Source organism: Winogradskyella eximia, from assembly GCF_003386165.1.
Taxonomy (GTDB): Bacteria; Bacteroidota; Bacteroidia; order Flavobacteriales; family Flavobacteriaceae; genus Winogradskyella; species Winogradskyella eximia.
Map to the genome: position 1 here is coordinate 1,299,236 of NZ_QRDV01000001.1, position 19,276 is coordinate 1,318,511.

The following is a 19,276-nucleotide window of genomic DNA, read 5'->3' on the forward strand; positions in this document are numbered from 1 at the left end:
CTTAATCGAGAGATTGGTTTTCTAATGACGCTTTTTTCAGCAAAATATCATATTCTTCCGCAGATAAATTACCGTAATAAAAGTTAATAGGATTAATACGCTCACCATCTTTAAAGATTTCATAATGTAAATGTGGTGCTTCAGAACGACCTGTGCTACCAACAAAACCTATTAAATCACCACGTTTTACACGTTGATTTACTTTAACATTATACTTGTACATGTGCGCATATAATGAAACGTAACCATAACCATGGTCTATCCTTATATGATTACCGTAACCTGTAGATGCATTATCTGCTCTTTTTATAACTCCATCACCAGATGCATAAATTGGTGTGCCTCGTGGTGCTGTAAAGTCCATACCAAAATGAAATTTTCTCACCTTTGTAAATGGATCTGTTCTGTAACCGTATCCAGAAGCCATACGTGTCATGTTTTCATTACTTATAGGCTGAATAGCAGGTATTGCTTCTAAAAATTTTTCTTTGTCTTCGGCAAGTTTAGCAATCTCGTCTAAGGATTTAGATTGTACTACGATTGCTTTTTCTAAAATATCCATTCGCTTATTGCTTTCTGCAATTAATTGCGAATTGTTATACCCTTCGTATTTTTTATAACGATTAATGCCGCCAAATCCAGCTCTGCGTTGTTCTGTAGGTATCGGGTTGGCTTCAAAATAAAGTCTGTAAATAGCATTATCACGTTCCTCTACATTTTCTAAAGCAGCAAAGGCATCATCTGTTCTTTTGTTTAGCAACTCGTATTGCAATTCCATATTCTGCAATTCTCTTGCTAATTGTCGCTCTTTTGGAGATTCAATATATTGACTTGCAATAAAAAAAGATAGGAATCCAAAAAGCGCAGCAGCAGTTAAAAACACCGAAGCGTATTTTAATGTGGTGGTTTTTTTACGCTTTATCTTACGGTAAGAAAGCGTTTCAGAATCATAATAATATTTTACTTTAGCCATGTTTGAATTTATACTATTTTTGCAGCGAATAAGTGCACAAAGCAAGCACCTTATTCAAAGCGTAACGACCAAAGATAAAAAAATGTTTTGCATTTGCGCTAATTTATTACAAACAAGCTCTAATTTCAATATATGAAGTCTCAAGAAATCCGTTCTAAATTTTTAAATTTCTTTGAAGGAAAACAACACCTTATTGTTCCTTCTGCGCCAATGGTATTAAAAGATGATCCAACATTAATGTTTGTTAATTCTGGAATGGCACCTTTTAAAGAGTACTTTTTAGGTAATGCAGAACCAAAGAAAAATAGAATTTCAGATTCTCAAAAATGTTTACGTGTTTCTGGGAAACATAATGATTTAGAGGAAGTTGGGTATGATACTTATCATCATACCTTGTTTGAAATGTTAGGAAACTGGAGTTTTGGTGATTACTTTAAAAAAGAAGCGATTGCTTGGGCCTGGGAACTTTTAACAGAGGTTTATGGCATTGATAAAGATATTTTATATGTTACTGTTTTTGAAGGTAGTGATGATGCTGATAAGCTTAAAATGGATACAGAGGCTTATGATATTTGGAAGCAGTACATCTCTGAAGACCGAATTTTAAAAGGTAATAAGAAAGATAATTTCTGGGAAATGGGTGATCAAGGACCTTGTGGACCTTGTAGTGAAATCCATGTAGATATTAGGTCTAAAGAAGAAAGAGCTAAGGTAGATGGAAAGACGTTGATTAATATGGATCATCCGCATGTAGTTGAAGTTTGGAATTTGGTTTTTATGGAATATAACCGAAGAGCAAATGGGTCTTTAGAAGCTTTGCCAAACAAGCATATTGATACAGGTATGGGATTTGAGCGTTTATGTATGGTTTTACAAGGCGTGCAATCTAATTATGATACTGATGTTTTTACACCAATTATACGTGAAATAGAAACTATTACGGATAAAAAATATGGTAATAATGAGGAGGTTGATGTTGCAATTCGTGTAATTTCAGATCACGTAAGAGCTGTTGCTTTTTCAATAGCAGATGGTCAGTTACCAAGTAATACAGGTGCTGGTTATGTTATTCGAAGAATTTTACGAAGAGCAGTGAGATATGGGTTTACTTTTTTAGATAAAAAAGAACCTTTAATATATCGTTTAGTTGATGTATTGAGTAAAAAAATGGGTGATGCATTCCCAGAATTGAAAGCACAGAAACAATTAATTGAAAATGTAATTAAAGAAGAAGAAGCGTCTTTTTTAAGAACTTTAGATCAAGGTTTAGTATTATTAAATCGTATTGTTGAGGAAACAAAAGGCGATACTGTGTCTGGTGAAAAAGCCTTTGAGTTGTATGATACTTATGGATTTCCTATTGATTTAACGGCATTAATTTTATCTGAAAAGAATTTAAAGCTTGATGAAAAAGGTTTTAAAGAAGAATTAGAAAAGCAGAAAAAAAGGTCGCGTTCAGCAAGTGAAACATCAACTGAAGATTGGACGATTTTAATTGAAGATGATGTAGAAGAGTTTATTGGTTACGATACGTTAGAAGCGAATGTTAGAATAACAAGATATAGAAAAGTGACTTCTAAAAAAGATGGAGAAATGTATCAGTTGGTTTTCAACTTAACACCATTTTATGCTGAAGGCGGAGGACAAATTGGAGACAAAGGGTTTTTAGAAGATATTAGTGGTGATGTTGTTTATATATTAGATACAAAGAAAGAAAATAACGTTATCATTCATTTTACTAAAGAATTGCCAGAGCACATTAATGAGAGCTTTAAAGCTGTTGTGAATAATGAGCATAGAGCATTATCGTCTAGTAATCATACAGCAACACATTTATTACACCAAGCTTTAAGAACAATATTAGGAGAGCATGTTGAGCAAAAAGGGTCGCTGGTAAAACCAAAATCTTTAAGATTTGATTTTTCGCATTTTTCAAAAGTAACACCAGAGCAATTACAAGAGATTGAAGATTTTGTAAATGCAAGAATTGAAGGCAAATTACCATTAGAAGAAGAAAGAAATATTCCGATGGAAAAAGCTATTGAAGAAGGTGCTATGGCATTATTTGGAGAGAAATATGGTGATACAGTTAGGACGATTCGTTTTGGTAATTCTATTGAACTATGTGGTGGAATTCATGTGAAAAACACATCAGATATATGGCATTTTAAAATTGTATCTGAAGGTGCTGTTGCAGCAGGAATAAGACGAATTGAAGGAATTACCAATAAAGCTGTTAAAGATTATTTCTCTGAAAATAACGCTGCTTACCTTGAAATGAAAGGACTTTTAAATAATGCAAAAGAACCAGTAAAAGCATTAGAGAATCTTCAAGATGAAAACAACGATTTAAAAAAGCAAATTGAAGGCCTTTTAAAAGATAAAGCTAAAAATATCATAGGTGAACTTAAAAACGAATTAACCGAAATTAATGGTGTTCACTTTTTAGCTAAAAAACTAGATTTAGACGCGTCAGGAATTAAAGATGTATGCTTTGATTTAGGAAGTCAGTTTGATAATTTAGTTTTATTATTTGGAGCAGAGAATGATGGGAAGGCCATTCTATCTTGTTATATATCTAAAGAGTTAGTAGCGAGTAAAGGTTTAAATGCTGGTGCTATTGTTAGAGAATTAGGAAAACACATCCAAGGTGGAGGTGGAGGACAACCCTTCTTTGCAACTGCTGGTGGTAAAAATCCTGCAGGCATTGAAGCTGCTTTGGAAGCTGCTAAAGGTTATTTATAAGAATTTATATTCTGAACTTGATTCAGAATCGTTAGTAAATGAATTTACAAACTATAATACCACTAAAAAAACAACAGCATAATCAATTAGGTTACAACTCTAAGATTATGCTGTTTGGATCATGCTTTTCAGAGCATATAGGTGAGAAATTTAAGTATTATAAGTTTCAAACTTCAATTAATCCTTTTGGTATTTTATTTCATCCTTTAGCGATTGAAAACCTCATAACAAGAGTAATTAATAAGGATTATTACTCTGAGAAAGACTTACATTTTCATAATGAGCAGTGGTGTTGTTTAGATGCACATTCAAAATTAAACAATGCTTCAAAGGAAGTACTGTTAGATGTTTTAAATACTCAAATAGAAGAGATGCACAATGATTTGCTTAACGCTAGTCATATCATAATTACGTTAGGGACAAGTTGGGTGTATAGGCATATTGCTTCAGATGAAATCGTAGCCAATTGCCATAAAATTCCCCAAAAACAGTTTTTAAAAGAATTACTTTCCGTAGCCCAAATAACGGAATCTCTAGAGGCTATTATTAGCTTGGTAAAAAGTGTTAATCCTAATATTACCTTTCTTTTTACAGTGTCTCCCGTTAGGCATATTAAGGATGGTTTTGTTGAAAACACACAAAGTAAATCTCATTTATTAGCAGCAATCCATCAGGTTGTAGAGCCTAGAGCGCAACGTTATTATTTTCCTTCATATGAAATTATGATGGATGAATTACGGGATTATCGTTTTTATAATGCAGATATGCTTCACCCTAATGAGGTGGCGATAAATTATATTTGGGAAAAATTTAAATTGGTTTGGTTAACTGAAGATGCATTCAAAATATCAGAAACTGTTGCTGCTATTCAAGCTAAAAAAGCACATCGTCCTTTTAATCCAAATTCTGAAGCACATCAAAATTTTCTATTAAAGCTTCAGGTAGATATTAAAGATTTACAAGATAAATATCCTTTTCTTAATTTTTAATAGAGCTCAAGTAAATTACAATTTTACAAATAGGTTTTTTACGCGATCAAATGATTGATTGCTAGCATGTTTAATGCGGTAAATATTATATTTTTTATCTTTTTTTTGTTCTTTATTCCCAATTTATTTTGTCAATTAAAGATACTGGTTTATAGCTTTATTTAATTGATTTTGATGTTATTGAAGTATAATAGCTACAATTAGGCATTGTTTTAACTCAAAATTAATTCACACATCGAAAAAATGTGTAAGTGATTAATAATTAGTGATATATTAAACCAGCTATTAATTAAATTTTATAAAATACTTTAGATAATCTTCTGTTTTGAAAAGGCAGAACATTTCTAGTGTGTTTTTTTTATCTCAATGAAAAAGTCATTAGTCACATTTATTTGTTGCAGCATGTCTATGCTCAATTTTGCCCTGAATTTGGAGCGTTCAATTGATGTTACAAAACAAACGGAAAACCATTCGGTTATAAAGACTATTGATGTTAATTTGAATGAATTAGGTAGGTTAGATGAAGCCATTGCTACTTATAAAACAGAAATTGACGTAGCGATAACAAAAGGTAGGCAATTAGAATATGTTAAACTTTTAGAAAAACTTGGAAGTGCCTACAACACTAAGGGCAATACAAACCTAGCCCTTAAAACGTATCTTAAAATTATTAAAAAAGCGGAATTATTTAGTGTAAACGAAAAGGAATTAATTTCAGTTTATAACCAAATAGCTTCATTATATAATCAACTTAATGAGCCTGTTGATGCGCTTATTTATGCCAATAAGGGATTTAAGCTGATTGAAAAATATCCTGAAAGCAAACTTATGGCGGCAGATTTATATTTAATTGGAGCAGAAAGTTATTATATAATAAACAACTACAATAAAGCTAGAGAATATAAACAGAAATACATTTCACTAAAAGATTCCGTGTTTTCGGAGCAAAAGGTCTTAGCAATTGCGGATTTAGAAATTAAATACAAAACTGAAGAAAAACAAAAACAAATTTTAATTGAACGCGCAGAATTAGCCGAACAACAATTATTAATAACTAAAAAAAACTATAAAGTTTATGGTTTTGCAGGTTTGGTATTCACTTTGTGTTTTTTAGGGTATCTTTTTTATACTCAAAAGAATGAAAAAAATTCTAATAGTACATTAATTACAATCGAGACACAGAATAAATTACAAGAACAACGCTTGGCATTTAGTAGAGATTTATACGATAATATTGGGGTTCATTTAACGTTTATCATTTCGTCAATAGATAATTTGAAGAATGCTTTAAAAATTAAAGACGAAAAAATAACTAGCAGATTTAATACGATTAGTGATTTTACTTCGAGCACTATTTACGAGCTTAGAGATACTATTTGGGCAATGAATAAAAGAGAAATTACATTTGAAGATTTAGAAATCCGAATTGCCAATTTTATAGAAACAGCAAATCATGTCACTCAGGATATAAATTTTCAATTTAAAGTTGATGACAACGTTGATAAGTCTACTTCTTTTACCGCAGTTGAAGGTGTGAATATCTACAGAGTTACTCAAGAAGCCATCCATAATACTTTAAAATATGCTAAAGCATCAACGATTAATGTCGAAATATATGAGGTTAATAATCACATTAGAATTTCGATTAAAGACAATGGAAAAGGCTTTGATGACGAAATTATAAGTTTAGGAAATGGCATTAGAAACATGAAAAAACGTGCTCATGATTTAGGTGGGAATTTAGGGGTAGAAACTATGATAAATAACGGTACATCGGTTACGCTATTTTTGTAATCCACTTATAATTGCATGTAAAAACTAGAGCAATAAATTTTAATATCTAGTTACTATACTGACTATGTTTTATTTATTAATTGAGGATTTACTCTAGTTAACTACTAAATAACTTTATTTTAGCAGTCTTAATTAAATAACTAAACATGAAAAAACTGATTTTTATTTTTTGCGCCTTCGGCTTAATGCTTAATTCTTGTTCAAGCGATGATTCATCAGACGATGATGGTGGAGACCCAGATACTGTTTTATTGCAAACTTTAATTGAAACTTATGAAGGTGAAGATTATATAACTAATTTTACTTATTCTGGAAATAAATTAATTGGTACTTCTGATAATGATGGTTACTCTGAAGAGTATATTTATACAGGTGAATTATTAACTACAATTAAGGAATATGAAGATGGTGTTTTAGACTTTCAGACGGAGTTAGGATATGACAGTAGCAATCGATTAATAACCGAAACATTTACATTTGGTTCAAGTTCGGTTGACGTTAATACATTTACTTATAATGCAGATGGTACTATTACTTTATCAGAAGATGGAGTAAATACCTATATTTTAACTTATGCTTCAAATGGAAACCGTATTGAGGAAGAAGATGTTGATGGAGGACAGGATTATACATTTACTTATGACACCAAGAATAATCCATTAAAAAACATTCACCAAAGAGAGGTTTTTGAATTAATTGGGAATTATGCGTATGAGAATAATGTGTTAGATGAAGTTAATACAGGTAATACAGCTTTTGCTGATGAGAGTTCATTTACATATACTTACAATTCTGCAAACTATCCTACTAGTGGTGTAGAAACAATAACGCTTGACACTGGAGGAGAAGAGGATTATATTTTACAATATATTTACGAGTAAATATTATATTCAATTTTAAATAGTAATAAAAAACTCAAGCCTTAACGGTTTGAGTTTTTTTTATACTTTAAATATGTTGAGAAAAGCTATAAAAATATATGCAATCAGTTATTGGTTTACCCTCACGCTTTCAGGCACCAAAACCGTGTAATCTCCATTGTTTCTAATAACATCTCTTACAATAGAAGATGAAATAAAAGAAGTTTTAGCCGCAGTTAACAAAAATACGGTTTCAATTTTAGAGAGTCTCCTATTAGTATGTGCTATGGCTTTTTCAAATTCAAAATCAGCAGGATTTCTTAAACCTCTTAGTATAAATTCTGCATCAATTTTATCACAGAAATCAATAGTTAATCCTGTATAGGTGACAACTTTTACTTTAGGTTCGTTTTCAAAAGACTTTTCAATAAAAGCTTTTCGTTCTTCTAAAGAGAACATATATTTTTTATCAGCATTGATACCAATAGCTACAACGACTTCGTCAAATAGCTTAATACCACGTTTTATAATATCGAAGTGTCCGTTTGTAATGGGATCAAATGATCCAGGGAATAATGCTCTTTTCATTGCCTATGTTTTGTTATTGTCAAATAAAATAGAAATTTTATTAACTTCAAATATAACTATTAATTGTTCAAAGCCTCTTCAATAGCATTCCCAAACAAATCCACTAGACTAATTCCGGCTTCAGTAGCTTGTTGAGGTAATATACTCTCTTCAGTTAAACCAGGAACAGTATTTACTTCCAGCAAATAAGGTTCATCATTTTTAGAGATAAATTCACTTCTAGAAAAGCCTTTCATTTTAAGGATTTCATATATTTTTTTTGCTTCAATTCTCACTTTATTCGCGTAAGCTTCAGAAATACGAGCAGGAGTAATTTCTTGAGATTTTCCTTCATATTTAGCTTCATAATCAAAGAAGTCGTTTTCCGAAACGATTTCAGTAATTGGCAAAACGAGTGTTTCTTTATTGTATGTAATGACACCAACAGAAACTTCTACACCATCTAAAAATTGCTCTATAATGATTTCATTATCTTCCTTAAATGATTTTTCGATGGCTGTTTTTAAATCTTCTTTTTTATAGACTTTAGAAATTCCAAAACTACTTCCAGCTTTATTGGCTTTTACAAAACATGGTAAGCCTACTTTTGCAATAATAGCATCTTCATCAATAGTATCACCAAGATTTAAAGGATAGCTTTCGGCCGTTTTAATTCCGTAAGGCTTTAGTGTAGCCAATAAATCGCGCTTATTAAATGTAAGGGCAGCTTGGTACATTGAGCAGCTAGTTTGTGGCATATTTAACAAGTTAAAATACGCTTGCATGTAGCCATCTTCACCAGGAGAACCATGAATGGCATTAAAAACGCAATCAAAATTAATTTTTGTTTCGTTTACTAAAACCGAAAAATCATTTTTATCTATTGGAAATTCTTCATCCAAATCATTCACAAAAACCCATTTGTTTTTGAAAATATGAACACGGTAAGCGTTGTATTTATTTTTGTCTAACGTGTTGTAAACCACGTTGCCACTCTTAAGGGAGATCTTATATTCACTAGAATAACCTCCCATTATAATTGCGATATTTTTTTTCATTATTAGGTTTAAAAAAGTCTTACGGTAAATGTATAATTTATTTTTTATAAACTAAATCACTTGTTCTAACGTATTTTATACATGTGTCGTTAATATAACGTCAGAATTTCTTAGTTTTGTCAACAATTATATAGCTTATGAGTTTAATTAAGTTTCTTACTAGTAAAGTGTTTTTTAAACAATTGGCAATTGCCGTTGTTGCCATTGTAGTACTATGTTTTTTAGTATTAAAATGGTTAGATGTAACAACCAATCATGGAGAATTTGTAATCGTACCAGATTTAAAAGGTAAATCTATAGAAACGGTTGGGATAGAATTAAAAGATCATGATTTGGCTATGGAAATTCAAGATTCAGCAAATTATAATCCAAATTACCCAAAGTATTCCGTTATAGAACAAAATCCAATAGCAGGATCGCAGGTTAAGGAAAACAGAAAAATTTACTTAATTTTAAATCCTTCAGGTTACAGAAAAGTAGAGGTGCCAAACATCTTAAAACGTACTTTTAGACAAGCCAAACCACAATTAGAAGCCTTAGAATTTCAAATAGGTGAAATTAGTTACAAAAAATCTATTGGAGAAGGCGTGTTGTCTATGTCACACAATGGAAAGCCGCTAAAACCAGGTACATTATTGCCTTTAACATCAAAGATCGACTTGGTAATAGGTAAGGTTGACTAAAAAAAAATGATAATGCCAAATATTCCTGATATTTCAGAAAGTGACGATAACGAATTGTACGAGCATCACGCTTTTAGAGTTGTTAGTGGTCAACAACCACTTCGAATAGATAAATACTTAATGAATTTTATTGAAAACGCCACGCGTAATAAAATTCAAGCTGCAGCAAAAGACGGTAGTATTTTTGTTAATGATGTGCCTGTAAAGTCAAATTACAAGGTAAAACCTAATGATTATATTACCGTTAGGTTTGAGCATCCTCCACACGAAAATTTATTAATTGCAGAAGATATTCCAATAGATGTAGTTTACGAAGATGATGACTTGCTCGTTGTTAATAAACCTGCAGGTATGGTAGTGCATCCAGGACACGGAAACTATTCTGGCACCTTAATTAATGCATTAATTTTTCATTTTGAAAACCTACCAAACAACTCAAGTGAAAGACCTGGTTTAGTTCATAGAATAGATAAAGATACCAGTGGATTGTTGGTTGTTGCTAAAACGGAACAAGCCATGGCGCATCTTTCTAATCAGTTTGCTAAAAAAACGAGCGAACGCGAATATGTCGCCTTAGTTTGGGGAAATATAGAAGAGGAAGAAGGTACAATAGAAGGTAATATTGGTCGTCACCCTAAAAACAGATTGCAAAACACCGTTTTCTTAGACGATGAAGAAGAGCAAGGTAAGCCAGCTGTGACACATTATAAAGTAATAGAACGTTTAGGTTATGTAACGTTAGTGAGTTGTATACTCGAAACTGGTCGTACGCACCAAATCCGTGTGCACATGAAACATATTGGCCATACCTTATTTAATGACGAACGTTATGGTGGTGAGCGCATCTTAAAAGGGACTACATTTACAAAATACAAACAGTTTGTAGATAACTGCTTTAAAATTTTGCCAAGACAAGCCTTACACGCCAAAACTTTAGGTTTTGTGCATCCAACAACAGGTGAATTTATGCAGTTTCAATCTGAAGTTCCAGAAGATATGACGCAGTGTATTGAAAAGTGGAGGCACTACGCTAAACATACAAATGAATAATGATTTTTGGGCGTTTCTCTACTTCGCAATAGCTACGTAGAGTCAGGCTGTCCATTATATCTTTTTTTTCGTACCTCAAAAAAAGGATGCCATTTCCATCCTTAACGCACTTTCCAATGGTTAGTGATTATAAAGCTAATGCAATTACAACAACTTAATAAGGTAAGTGTAATTGCATTTTTACTTTTTGGTATACAAAATGTTTCTGCCTCTTAATAGTTATTCATTATAACACTATCAAGATTAGTTCTCACTAAGATTTGAAACTCTTTCATTTACAACGTATTTTTACATTGAGAAAGAAAAATTGTTTAACCTTTAATGAGAGACCACACAATTGTGGACATGTGTTATGAAACTAGTACTATCACCAGCAAAATCTTTAGATTACGAAACTAAACTGCCAACAACTAAAACTACAGAGGGTGTTTTTTTAGGTGAAGCAGAGCGTTTAAATAAATTACTAAAAAAGAAGTCTGCAAAGAGTTTATCTACACTCATGCACATATCAGATAATTTGGGACAATTGAATTATGAGCGTAATCAAGAATGGGAATTGCCATTTACATCAGAGAATGCAAGGCAAGCTATGTATGCTTTTAGTGGTGACGTCTACAGAGGGTTAGATGCTTATACCATAGATACTAAAAAGCTAGATAAAGTTCAAGATACCGTTCGGATTCTATCAGGATTATATGGTGTATTAAAACCTTTAGATTTAATACAACCTTACCGATTAGAAATGGGAACTAAAATGCCAGTTGGTAAAAACAAAAACCTTTATGAATTTTGGCAGAAGAAAGTTACTAAAGCTTTAAATGAAGAGTTAGAAGACGATGAGATTTTTCTCAATTTAGCAAGTCAAGAATATTTTAAAGCCATAGATACAAAGGCTTTAAAAGTGCCAGTAATAAATATAGCATTTAAAGAGTATAAAAACGATAAATATAAAATCATAGCCATCTTTGCAAAATTAGCTAGAGGATTAATGACCAGATATATTATTGATACCGATGCAAAAACCATTGATGATATTAAAGGTTTTAATTACGAAAATTATGGTTTTAGTGAAGAATTATCTTCAGAGAATGAATTGGTGTTTACAAGATAAAATAGATCTTTAAAGCCTTAAATTGGATTTATGTATTACTTACTTATTGTTGTTCAGGTGTATTGTTTATATCACGCCTATAAAAACAACAAACCATATTATTGGTATTTTCTTATCTTTTTTGTTCCTGCTATTGGATCTTTGATTTATATCGTGACTCAGATATTTAACCAAAGTGATGCTGAAAAAATTCAAGAAGAAATAACAACCGTTCTTAATCCAACTAAAAAAATAAAAGATTTAGAAAAGAAGGTTAATCTTGTCGATACCTATACTAATCGAATTGAGTTAGCAGATGCATATTTTAAAAACAATGATATTACTAATGCTATTGTACAGTATAAGAAAACATTAGAAGATACCATTCAAGATGATTTGCATGCAAGGCAGAATTTGGTGTTGTGTTATTTTCAGCTTAAAGATTATACAGGTGTAATTGAACAAGCAGAGTACATCAAGGATAAATCAGAATTTAAAGGTTCAAAACAACAATTTTGTTATGGCTTGGCCTTAAATGCATTGGGCAAAACTGGTGAAGCTGAAGTGCAATTAAAACAAATAGATAGACCGTATTCAAACTATGCAGAACGTTTGGCACTCGCCAAATTTTATATAGAAAACAATAGAACTTCAGACGGGAAGGAGCTATTAGAAGAAATCGCAACAGAATCTAAACGTTTAACAAAACCAAACAGAAAACTTTATGGTGCAACCATTGTTGAGGTTGAACGTATGTTGTCTGCATTATAAGATTTCACTTCAAAATCTAAACCAACGATTTATTATATCCACTAAACTCGTTTTACTCAATCTTCAGTTCCCCAAGGATCACCTGGCGTTTCAATAATTTTAGTTAAATTAAAACGAACGGAAAATAAACGATCAGTACCTAAACGACGTAAGTTGTATGTTAGACTTGTTTCATCTATGGTAAACCACCAAATATTGGTAGAAGCTGCAGGTAATATTTCTGAAGTATGTGCATCGGCAGGAAACATTTGTAAATTAGCCAAACCTTGATTTGCACTTGTGCCACCATATTGGGTTAGTTTTTCTTCCGAACCGTCTTCATGTCTATGATCGTGTTTTAGGCTTATTATTTTATCATCATTCATATGTAACACCCAAGTACGTGATTTGTCCTCACCTACAAAAAATGGAATTCTAATATCGTTAGTATCACAAGAACGCACATGCATAACTAATTTTTTACCTGTAAAGCCATCACCTACTTTTCCTCCTTCTATAATTTCGCCTTCGTAAGCATGGCCACAATGTGCTTCCAATTGCTCCCAAAATTTTTCTGAATTGGTCTGTTCTTGTGCTAAAAGGTGTAGTGGTAATGCGAGTATAAAAAAGAGTAGTACTTTCATATTTAAATTTTCTTAACGTGTTTCTATAACAGCTAATATACATGAATTCTATAGGTTAAATAGTTTTCTATTACCATCAAGGAAACATGAATAATCTAATTGTTCAGTAAATCTAAATGTTGAAAAAGAGACATTAACAAGATTTATATATTTTTATTTATGTTAAAGAATGACGAGAATAAGATAATCTAATATGTTATAAGTCTTAAATTAGAGAAAAATTAAATCATGAAAAAGACGCTTCAAATTGGAAATATAATAGCTTTAGTTATAACCATATTTATCAATTACCTCTCTAACACAGGAGCCTTAAATAATACCACTATTGGTGAAGTTTCTAATAGTTATAAATCTTTATTTACTCCAGCAGGTTATACGTTTACCATTTGGGGAGTTATTTATTTACTGCTAATAGGTTTTGCTATTTATCAAGGTCGGAGCTTATTTAAGGAGGTTAAAAATGACGATGTTGTACTTAAAACAGGATGGTGGTTTATGCTCTCGTGTTTATTTAATTCGCTTTGGGTATTCGCTTGGATTTATGAATATACAGCCGTGTCTTGTGTTTTTATTTTCTTATTACTGTTTTCGTTATTAAAAATTGTAGTCAACAACAGAATGGAGTTAGATGATGAGCCATTACCAATTATTGCATTTGTTTGGTGGCCTTTTGTGATGTATTCCGGTTGGGTTACCGTGGCGAGTATTGCTAATGTTTCAACATATCTCGTGAAAATTGGTTGGGACGGTTTAGGGTTGTCTGATGTGACTTGGGCTATTATACTCATCGCAATTGCAGTGGTTATAAATGTAGCGATAACATGGAAACGTAATATGAGGGAGTTTGCGCTTGTTGGTGCTTGGGCATTAATCGGTATCGGAAATGCCAATAAAATTAATAATGAGACACTCATGTATGTTGCCTTTGTTAATGCGGCTGTATTAATAATAAGCAGCTCTATTCATGGTTTTAAAAACCGTGATACTAGTCCGTTAATTAAATTTAAGGAACGAAATAATTCATAGTGTTTAGAATATAATAGTTGATTTTTTAGAGTCAGGCTTAAAATAGCTGTAACTTCGCACCAAATTAAAGGAGTGACCTAAATAAATAGAGTTTGCTTCATAAACACTATTTATGTCATTTAAATCTTTGGGCCTATCTGAGCCTTTACTTAAAGCTATCCAGAAAAAAGGATACGAAACACCTTCACCAATTCAAGCAAAAGCCATTCCTCCTGTATTAGAAGGAAGAGATGTTTTAGCATCAGCACAAACAGGAACTGGAAAAACAGCAGGTTTTACATTGCCATTGCTACACTTATTATCTAATGGTCCTGAGCAAAGGCACAGACCGATTAGAGCTTTAATATTAACTCCAACTCGTGAGTTAGCAGCTCAAGTTTATGCCAATGTTAAAGAGTACAGTGAGTTTTTAAACATTAGAAGTACGGTTATTTTTGGTGGAGTAAATCAGAAACCACAAGTTAATAAATTAAGTCAAGGAGTAGATGTTTTGGTAGCAACACCAGGACGTTTAATAGATTTAGAAAACCAAGGAGTTTTATCTTTAAATAAAGTAGAGATATTTGTTTTAGATGAAGCAGATCGCATGTTAGATATGGGTTTTTTACGCGATATAGAACGCGTTATGAAACTTATGCCAGCGAAACGTCAGAACCTTATGTTCTCGGCAACGTTTTCAAAAGATATTAAGAAACTAGCCTATTCAATACTTAATAATCCTATTCAAGTTGAAGCGACACCTGAAAATACAGCAGTTGAGGTTATTGAGCAAAAAGTCTATCGTGTTGCCAAAGGCAAAAAAACAGGATTGATTATAAAGTTGATTTCTGAAGGGAATTGGAAACAGGTTTTAGTGTTTACAAGAACCAAACATGGAGCCAATAAGCTTTGCAAAAAGATGATAAGCGATGGTATTACAGCAGCAGCGATTCACGGAAATAAAAGTCAAGGAGCAAGAACCAAGGCATTAGCAGGATTCAAAAATGGATCGGTTAGAGTTTTAGTAGCTACAGATATTGCAGCAAGAGGTTTAGATATACCATTGTTGCCACATGTTATTAATTTTGAATTGCCTAATATTTCTGAAGACTACGTTCATAGAATAGGTAGAACAGGTAGAGCAGGAGCCAGTGGAGAAGCAATTTCTTTAGTAAGTGCAGATGAAACTACATTTTTACGCGATATTGAGAAGTTGATTGATATGAAGATTGAAGTTGAAATCCTTGAAGGTTTCGAACCAGATCCTAATGCTTCAACAGAACCGATTAAGCCAGGTCAGAATAGAAATCAAGGTCGTGGTAGAGGTTCTAATAATAGAAATTCAGGAAAGGCTAAAAGCTCTAGTTCAGACCGAAATAAAAGTAGAAATCGTAATCGAAATAATGATAACAGACGTTAGGCAATGACTTCAGCTTTAAAAGATAAAATCATAGCGGTTTGCGATAAAAAGATTGTTCAAAAAGGGACCAATGTTGGCATTTCATTCTATGCGTTTTTTAAAAACAAAAATGATAATCCAGAGTTATTAATGGAAGCTGCGACGTGGTGGATTCAAACACACCAATTAGATCATTTTGAAAAAGCGGTTAAGATTAAAGAATTAGTTAAAAGTTTATAGTTTGTCAACGCAACCTAATAACCCACTTCACGGAGTAAAATTAGAACAGATCATAATAGAGCTGCAAGCACATTATGGCTGGGAATATATGGGCTATCAAATTAATATTCGCTGTTTTACCGATAACCCTTCTGTTAAGTCGAGTTTAAAATTTTTGAGACGTACACCTTGGGCAAGAACTAAGGTCGAAAATATGTATTTGGACTATTTAAAAAAGAATAAGAAATAGTCCTTCTTTGATTTGTCTTTAAAAGATAGCATCAAAATTCGGACTTAAATTTTAGGTAATGTCTTACCTTTTTTCTTGTCTAGATAATGACGTAATACCCCTCCTTTTACATTATTTACATCAAACTCAACGATAAACGCATTTTCGTCTATTTCTTCAATGATGCGATGCATTTTTTTGATGTCTATACGGTTAATTATAGTATGAATAATATCAAAATCTTGCTGAGGTCCATTACTTCCAAATCCTTTAGAGCCTTTGTAGGTGGTTAGGCCTACTCCCAATTCAATCATAATAGCATGCTTAATTTTAGCATAGTCATTAGAAACGATAGTAACACCAATAAAATCTTCAAAACCTTCAATAGTCATGTCAGTCACTTTTGCAGTAACGATATACGTGAGAATTGAGTAGAGCGCTATTTCTAGAGAGACAACCATTGCTGTAATACTGAATAATATAATATTGAATATAAGGATTACTCTACCTATGCTTAATCCAAATTTATCATTCAGATAAATCCCTAAAATTTCTGATCCATCTAAAACAGATCCATTTCTGATAGCAATGCCAATACCTCCACCTAAACATAAACCTCCAAAAATGGATATTAAGAGTTTGTCGTCTGTAATGGTGTCGTAATTTCCAAAATGAATCAATGATGCAAAAGCAAGAATACTAAGAATGGACTTTATAACAATGCGTTTAGAAACCGTATAATAGCCAAGAATTAAAAATGGCAAACTGAAGATGACCAATAGTAATGAAATGTCTACTCCGATAACTCTATTGACTAATAGGGCTATTCCTGTAACACCTCCATCCATAAAGCCATTAGGTAATAAAAAAGCTTTTAAACCAATACTAGCTAGAATAATACCTAGCGTAATTTGACCAAATTCAGAAAAAAAATTATAGGTTTTAGAGTGCTTCATAATACGGTGTTAGATTAATGAAAAGTTACAAAAGGATAATCATTTAAATGTTATTTAGGAGTAAAAAACCTCTAGAAATTCCAGAGGTTTTTTTATTTGTTTCTCACTTACGCTAAAACTTATGTGAGTATTTAGTTTTTAGAAAAACGAGTAATTATTCTTTTTTCTTTTCAACTTTGATGGAGCTTGTTTGTTTTTTTCTGTTATCACCAAAAGCAACTTTGTATTCTTCTCTGTCAAGAGTTCCATTTTTATCTGAATCTAATTCTGTAAAGCGATTTTCGTATCTTTCTTTCTTAGATTCATCTTTCATCATTAAAGATTTGAACTCTTCTAAAGTAATTAGATTATCAGAGTTTTTATCAAGTTGTAAAAACATTTTTTCTGATTTATGTTTTTTATCTGCAACCTTTTCTTGAGCACCTACAAAAGAAAATGAAGCAACTGCAATTATAAAAATTCCGGTTTTTAATGTTTTAGTAATCATTGTAATATGATTTAGGATTTGTTTAAAATTTAGACCAATATAAGCGAAAAAGGTCTAATCACCATAAAAATTATTTTATTTGTCGTAATCCTTCATAAACTACGATGCCAACAGCATTCGCTAAATTTAGACTTCGAATGGATTTACTATAAAGTGGAATTTTAAATAATTGTGTTTTATATCGTTCTATGAGTGGCTTAGGTAATCCTACAGATTCTTTCCCAAAAACTAAAAACATATCGTCCGTAAAATCGATATCCCAATGTGTTTTTGTGCCATAGCTAGATAATAAAACCATTTTAGCATCTTTATTTTTTAAGAAGAATTCGTCTATATTATCATAGTAGATGACCTCTAAATGCTGCCAATAATCTAATCCTGCTCGTTTAAGACGTTTATCATCGATTTCAAAACCAAATGGTTTTACTAAATGTAATTTAGAGCCTGTTGCTAATGCTAAACGTCCAATGTTACCAGTATTGTTTGGTATTTCGGGTTCTATAAGTACAATATTAAGTGGCATTTTTACGTGTAATTTTAATAAAAATTAATCTTATTAATAACAGAAATGGAAAGCCATGAAATACCACATCAAACCAATCTTTTAATGTCATTCCGTGTGCTCCACCTTCAATCCATCTTATTTTTCCAATGATATGAGGTTCTGGAAAAAAAGGTGCTAAACCTAATGTTAGGCATAGTAGAAGTATAATACGCCAATCGTTAAGGATTTTCATATTATCGGATGGAGGTTATGAAGCTATCGATGGAGTTGATGCCGTTATTACTGATATACTTAATAAATGCACTCCCAATAATGGCGCCTTTACCATACTGCGTGGCTTGCGTAAAAGTTTCATTGTTAGAAATTCCAAAACCTACTATTTGTGGGTTGCTTAATTTCATATCTGCAATACGCTTAAAATAATTGGTTTGTTCGTCTCCAAAACCAGAATTACCACCAGTTACACTGGCAGAACTTACCATATAAATAAAGCCATTAGAAACAGAATTGATATAACGAATGCGTTCTTCTGAAGTTTGAGGAGTAATTAAAAGAACATTAATTAAACCATATTTTTCAAAAATTGATTTATAATCGGAGTGGTAAACGTCTACAGGTAAATCAGGAATGATGAGTCCATCAATTCCTACTTCTTCACATTTTTTACAGAAGGCTTCAATACCATATTGAAACATTGGGTTAAAATAGCCCATTATAATCAATGGGATGTTAACCGATTTACGAATATCTTTGAGTTGCTCAAACAATAATTCGCTAGTCATGCCATTTTTTAATGCTTGTGTAGAACTTGCTTGTATTGTTGGTCCATCTGCTAAAGGATCACTAAAAGGTAGACCAATTTCTATCATATCTACACCACTTTTTTCTAGATTTTCAATGATGGTAACTGTATCATCTACATTTGGATAACCTGCTGTAAAGTAGATGGATAAAAGCTTTTTGTCTTCTGCTAATTTTTGGTTTATTCTGTTCAAAATTTAAGTTTTGTTATTGGGTAGTGAACTTTAGAAATTTTCACGGTAATTTGTTTAATGTAAAAGTATAACTTAAATACGAAACTTTTGTATTTTGATAAAACCTTCTTTTTCTACATTAGTGTATTTGTAAAGCTTGTTTCCATCGTTAAATTTAGAGATGTATTTTTAAAAACTATATTGGCACAGTAATTGAAATTATGCGATGCTAACAGATGTACTTGCCTAATTAGTTGTTTAAATAAATGATTAATAGGAAACAGTGCGATAAGGTAAAA

Annotated in this window: 21 protein-coding genes; 12 read left to right on the top strand and 9 right to left on the bottom strand. The window is 31.9% G+C overall.

From position 1 onward, the window contains the following. Position 1: 1 nt before the first annotated feature. Positions 2–973 carry a M23 family metallopeptidase gene (locus DFQ10_RS05435; RefSeq protein WP_115816335.1) on the bottom strand — a complete coding sequence of 324 codons (972 nt, stop codon included), beginning with the start codon at positions 971–973 and terminating at the stop codon, positions 2–4. 132 nt (positions 974–1,105) lie between these two features. Here DFQ10_RS05435 and alaS point away from each other — a divergent pair, with 132 nt between their 5' ends. The 4 genes from alaS to DFQ10_RS05455 all read left to right on the top strand — a co-directional run bounded on the left by alaS (position 1,106) and on the right by DFQ10_RS05455 (position 7,382). Further along, a complete protein-coding gene (alaS, locus tag DFQ10_RS05440; RefSeq protein ID WP_115816336.1) occupies positions 1,106–3,718 on the top strand; it encodes an alanine--tRNA ligase in 2,613 nt (870 codons plus the stop codon). A 38-nt stretch (positions 3,719–3,756) separates the two neighbouring features. After that, positions 3,757–4,707 (top strand): GSCFA domain-containing protein, encoded by a 951-nt coding sequence (locus DFQ10_RS05445; RefSeq protein WP_115816337.1) that lies wholly within the window; start codon positions 3,757–3,759, stop codon positions 4,705–4,707. A gap of 366 nt (positions 4,708–5,073) precedes the next feature. Beyond that, a complete protein-coding gene (locus DFQ10_RS05450; RefSeq protein WP_115816338.1) occupies positions 5,074–6,501 on the top strand; it encodes a tetratricopeptide repeat-containing sensor histidine kinase in 1,428 nt (475 codons plus the stop codon). Positions 6,502–6,647: 146 nt separating this feature from the next. Further along, entirely contained in the window at positions 6,648–7,382 is a 735-nt protein-coding gene (locus DFQ10_RS05455) for a hypothetical protein (protein ID WP_147299176.1), read from the top strand. Between the two features lie 108 nt (positions 7,383–7,490). Here the strand turns inward: DFQ10_RS05455 and coaD are convergent, their stop codons facing one another. Further along, a complete protein-coding gene (gene coaD / locus DFQ10_RS05460; protein WP_115816340.1) occupies positions 7,491–7,949 on the bottom strand; it encodes a pantetheine-phosphate adenylyltransferase in 459 nt (152 codons plus the stop codon). 59 nt (positions 7,950–8,008) lie between these two features. Then, positions 8,009–8,986 (bottom strand): D-alanine--D-alanine ligase, encoded by a 978-nt coding sequence (locus DFQ10_RS05465; RefSeq protein ID WP_115816341.1) that lies wholly within the window; start codon positions 8,984–8,986, stop codon positions 8,009–8,011. Between the two features lie 137 nt (positions 8,987–9,123). On the opposite strand from DFQ10_RS05465, the gene DFQ10_RS05470 reads away from it, so the two are divergent. The 4 genes from DFQ10_RS05470 (at position 9,124) to DFQ10_RS05485 (ending at position 12,580) form a co-directional block, all read left to right on the top strand. Next, the gene (locus DFQ10_RS05470) at positions 9,124–9,669 is read left to right on the top strand and encodes a PASTA domain-containing protein (RefSeq protein WP_115816342.1); all 546 of its coding nucleotides are present in this window, start codon (positions 9,124–9,126) and stop codon (positions 9,667–9,669) included. A gap of 12 nt (positions 9,670–9,681) precedes the next feature. Next, positions 9,682–10,719 carry an RluA family pseudouridine synthase gene (locus DFQ10_RS05475; RefSeq protein ID WP_115816343.1) on the top strand — a complete coding sequence of 346 codons (1,038 nt, stop codon included), beginning with the start codon at positions 9,682–9,684 and terminating at the stop codon, positions 10,717–10,719. Positions 10,720–11,071: 352 nt separating this feature from the next. After that, the gene (gene yaaA, locus DFQ10_RS05480; RefSeq protein WP_115816344.1) at positions 11,072–11,830 is read left to right on the top strand and encodes a peroxide stress protein YaaA; all 759 of its coding nucleotides are present in this window, start codon (positions 11,072–11,074) and stop codon (positions 11,828–11,830) included. Positions 11,831–11,860: 30 nt separating this feature from the next. Continuing rightward, positions 11,861–12,580 (top strand): hypothetical protein, encoded by a 720-nt coding sequence (locus DFQ10_RS05485; RefSeq protein ID WP_115816345.1) that lies wholly within the window; start codon positions 11,861–11,863, stop codon positions 12,578–12,580. Positions 12,581–12,636: 56 nt separating this feature from the next. Here DFQ10_RS05485 and DFQ10_RS05490 read toward each other — a convergent pair whose 3' ends face one another. Continuing rightward, complete coding sequence (locus DFQ10_RS05490; protein WP_115816346.1) at positions 12,637–13,203, bottom strand: hypothetical protein; 567 nt, start codon at positions 13,201–13,203, stop codon at positions 12,637–12,639. 228 nt (positions 13,204–13,431) lie between these two features. Between DFQ10_RS05490 and DFQ10_RS05495 the strand changes: the two genes are divergently transcribed. From DFQ10_RS05495 to DFQ10_RS05510, 4 genes are all read left to right on the top strand, one after another. Then, a complete protein-coding gene (locus tag DFQ10_RS05495) occupies positions 13,432–14,229 on the top strand; it encodes a tryptophan-rich sensory protein (protein WP_115816347.1) in 798 nt (265 codons plus the stop codon). A 112-nt stretch (positions 14,230–14,341) separates the two neighbouring features. Then, positions 14,342–15,628 (top strand): DEAD/DEAH box helicase, encoded by a 1,287-nt coding sequence (locus tag DFQ10_RS05500; RefSeq protein ID WP_115816348.1) that lies wholly within the window; start codon positions 14,342–14,344, stop codon positions 15,626–15,628. 3 nt (positions 15,629–15,631) lie between these two features. Beyond that, the gene (locus tag DFQ10_RS05505; RefSeq protein WP_115816349.1) at positions 15,632–15,847 is read left to right on the top strand and encodes a DUF6500 family protein; all 216 of its coding nucleotides are present in this window, start codon (positions 15,632–15,634) and stop codon (positions 15,845–15,847) included. Between the two features lies 1 nt (position 15,848). Further along, positions 15,849–16,076 (top strand): VF530 family protein, encoded by a 228-nt coding sequence (locus tag DFQ10_RS05510; RefSeq protein WP_115816350.1) that lies wholly within the window; start codon positions 15,849–15,851, stop codon positions 16,074–16,076. Between the two features lie 44 nt (positions 16,077–16,120). Here the strand turns inward: DFQ10_RS05510 and DFQ10_RS05515 are convergent, their stop codons facing one another. The 5 genes from DFQ10_RS05515 to trpA form a co-directional block, all read right to left on the bottom strand. Continuing rightward, positions 16,121–17,011, bottom strand: a complete 891-nt coding sequence (locus DFQ10_RS05515; RefSeq protein WP_115816351.1) for a YitT family protein — start codon at positions 17,009–17,011, stop codon at positions 16,121–16,123. A gap of 154 nt (positions 17,012–17,165) precedes the next feature. Continuing rightward, positions 17,166–17,498, bottom strand: a complete 333-nt coding sequence (locus DFQ10_RS05520) for an EF-hand domain-containing protein (protein ID WP_115816454.1) — start codon at positions 17,496–17,498, stop codon at positions 17,166–17,168. A 70-nt stretch (positions 17,499–17,568) separates the two neighbouring features. Continuing rightward, on the bottom strand, positions 17,569–18,021 hold the full coding sequence (locus DFQ10_RS05525) for a tRNA (cytidine(34)-2'-O)-methyltransferase (protein WP_115816352.1): 453 nt from the start codon (positions 18,019–18,021) through the stop codon (positions 17,569–17,571). Next, positions 18,011–18,235 carry a hypothetical protein gene (locus tag DFQ10_RS05530; RefSeq protein WP_115816353.1) on the bottom strand — a complete coding sequence of 75 codons (225 nt, stop codon included), beginning with the start codon at positions 18,233–18,235 and terminating at the stop codon, positions 18,011–18,013. The genes DFQ10_RS05525 and DFQ10_RS05530 overlap by 11 nt, the downstream gene beginning before the upstream one ends. 1 nt (position 18,236) lies before the next feature. After that, complete coding sequence (gene trpA, locus DFQ10_RS05535) at positions 18,237–18,998, bottom strand: tryptophan synthase subunit alpha (RefSeq protein WP_115816354.1); 762 nt, start codon at positions 18,996–18,998, stop codon at positions 18,237–18,239. Positions 18,999–19,276 lie beyond the last annotated feature (278 nt).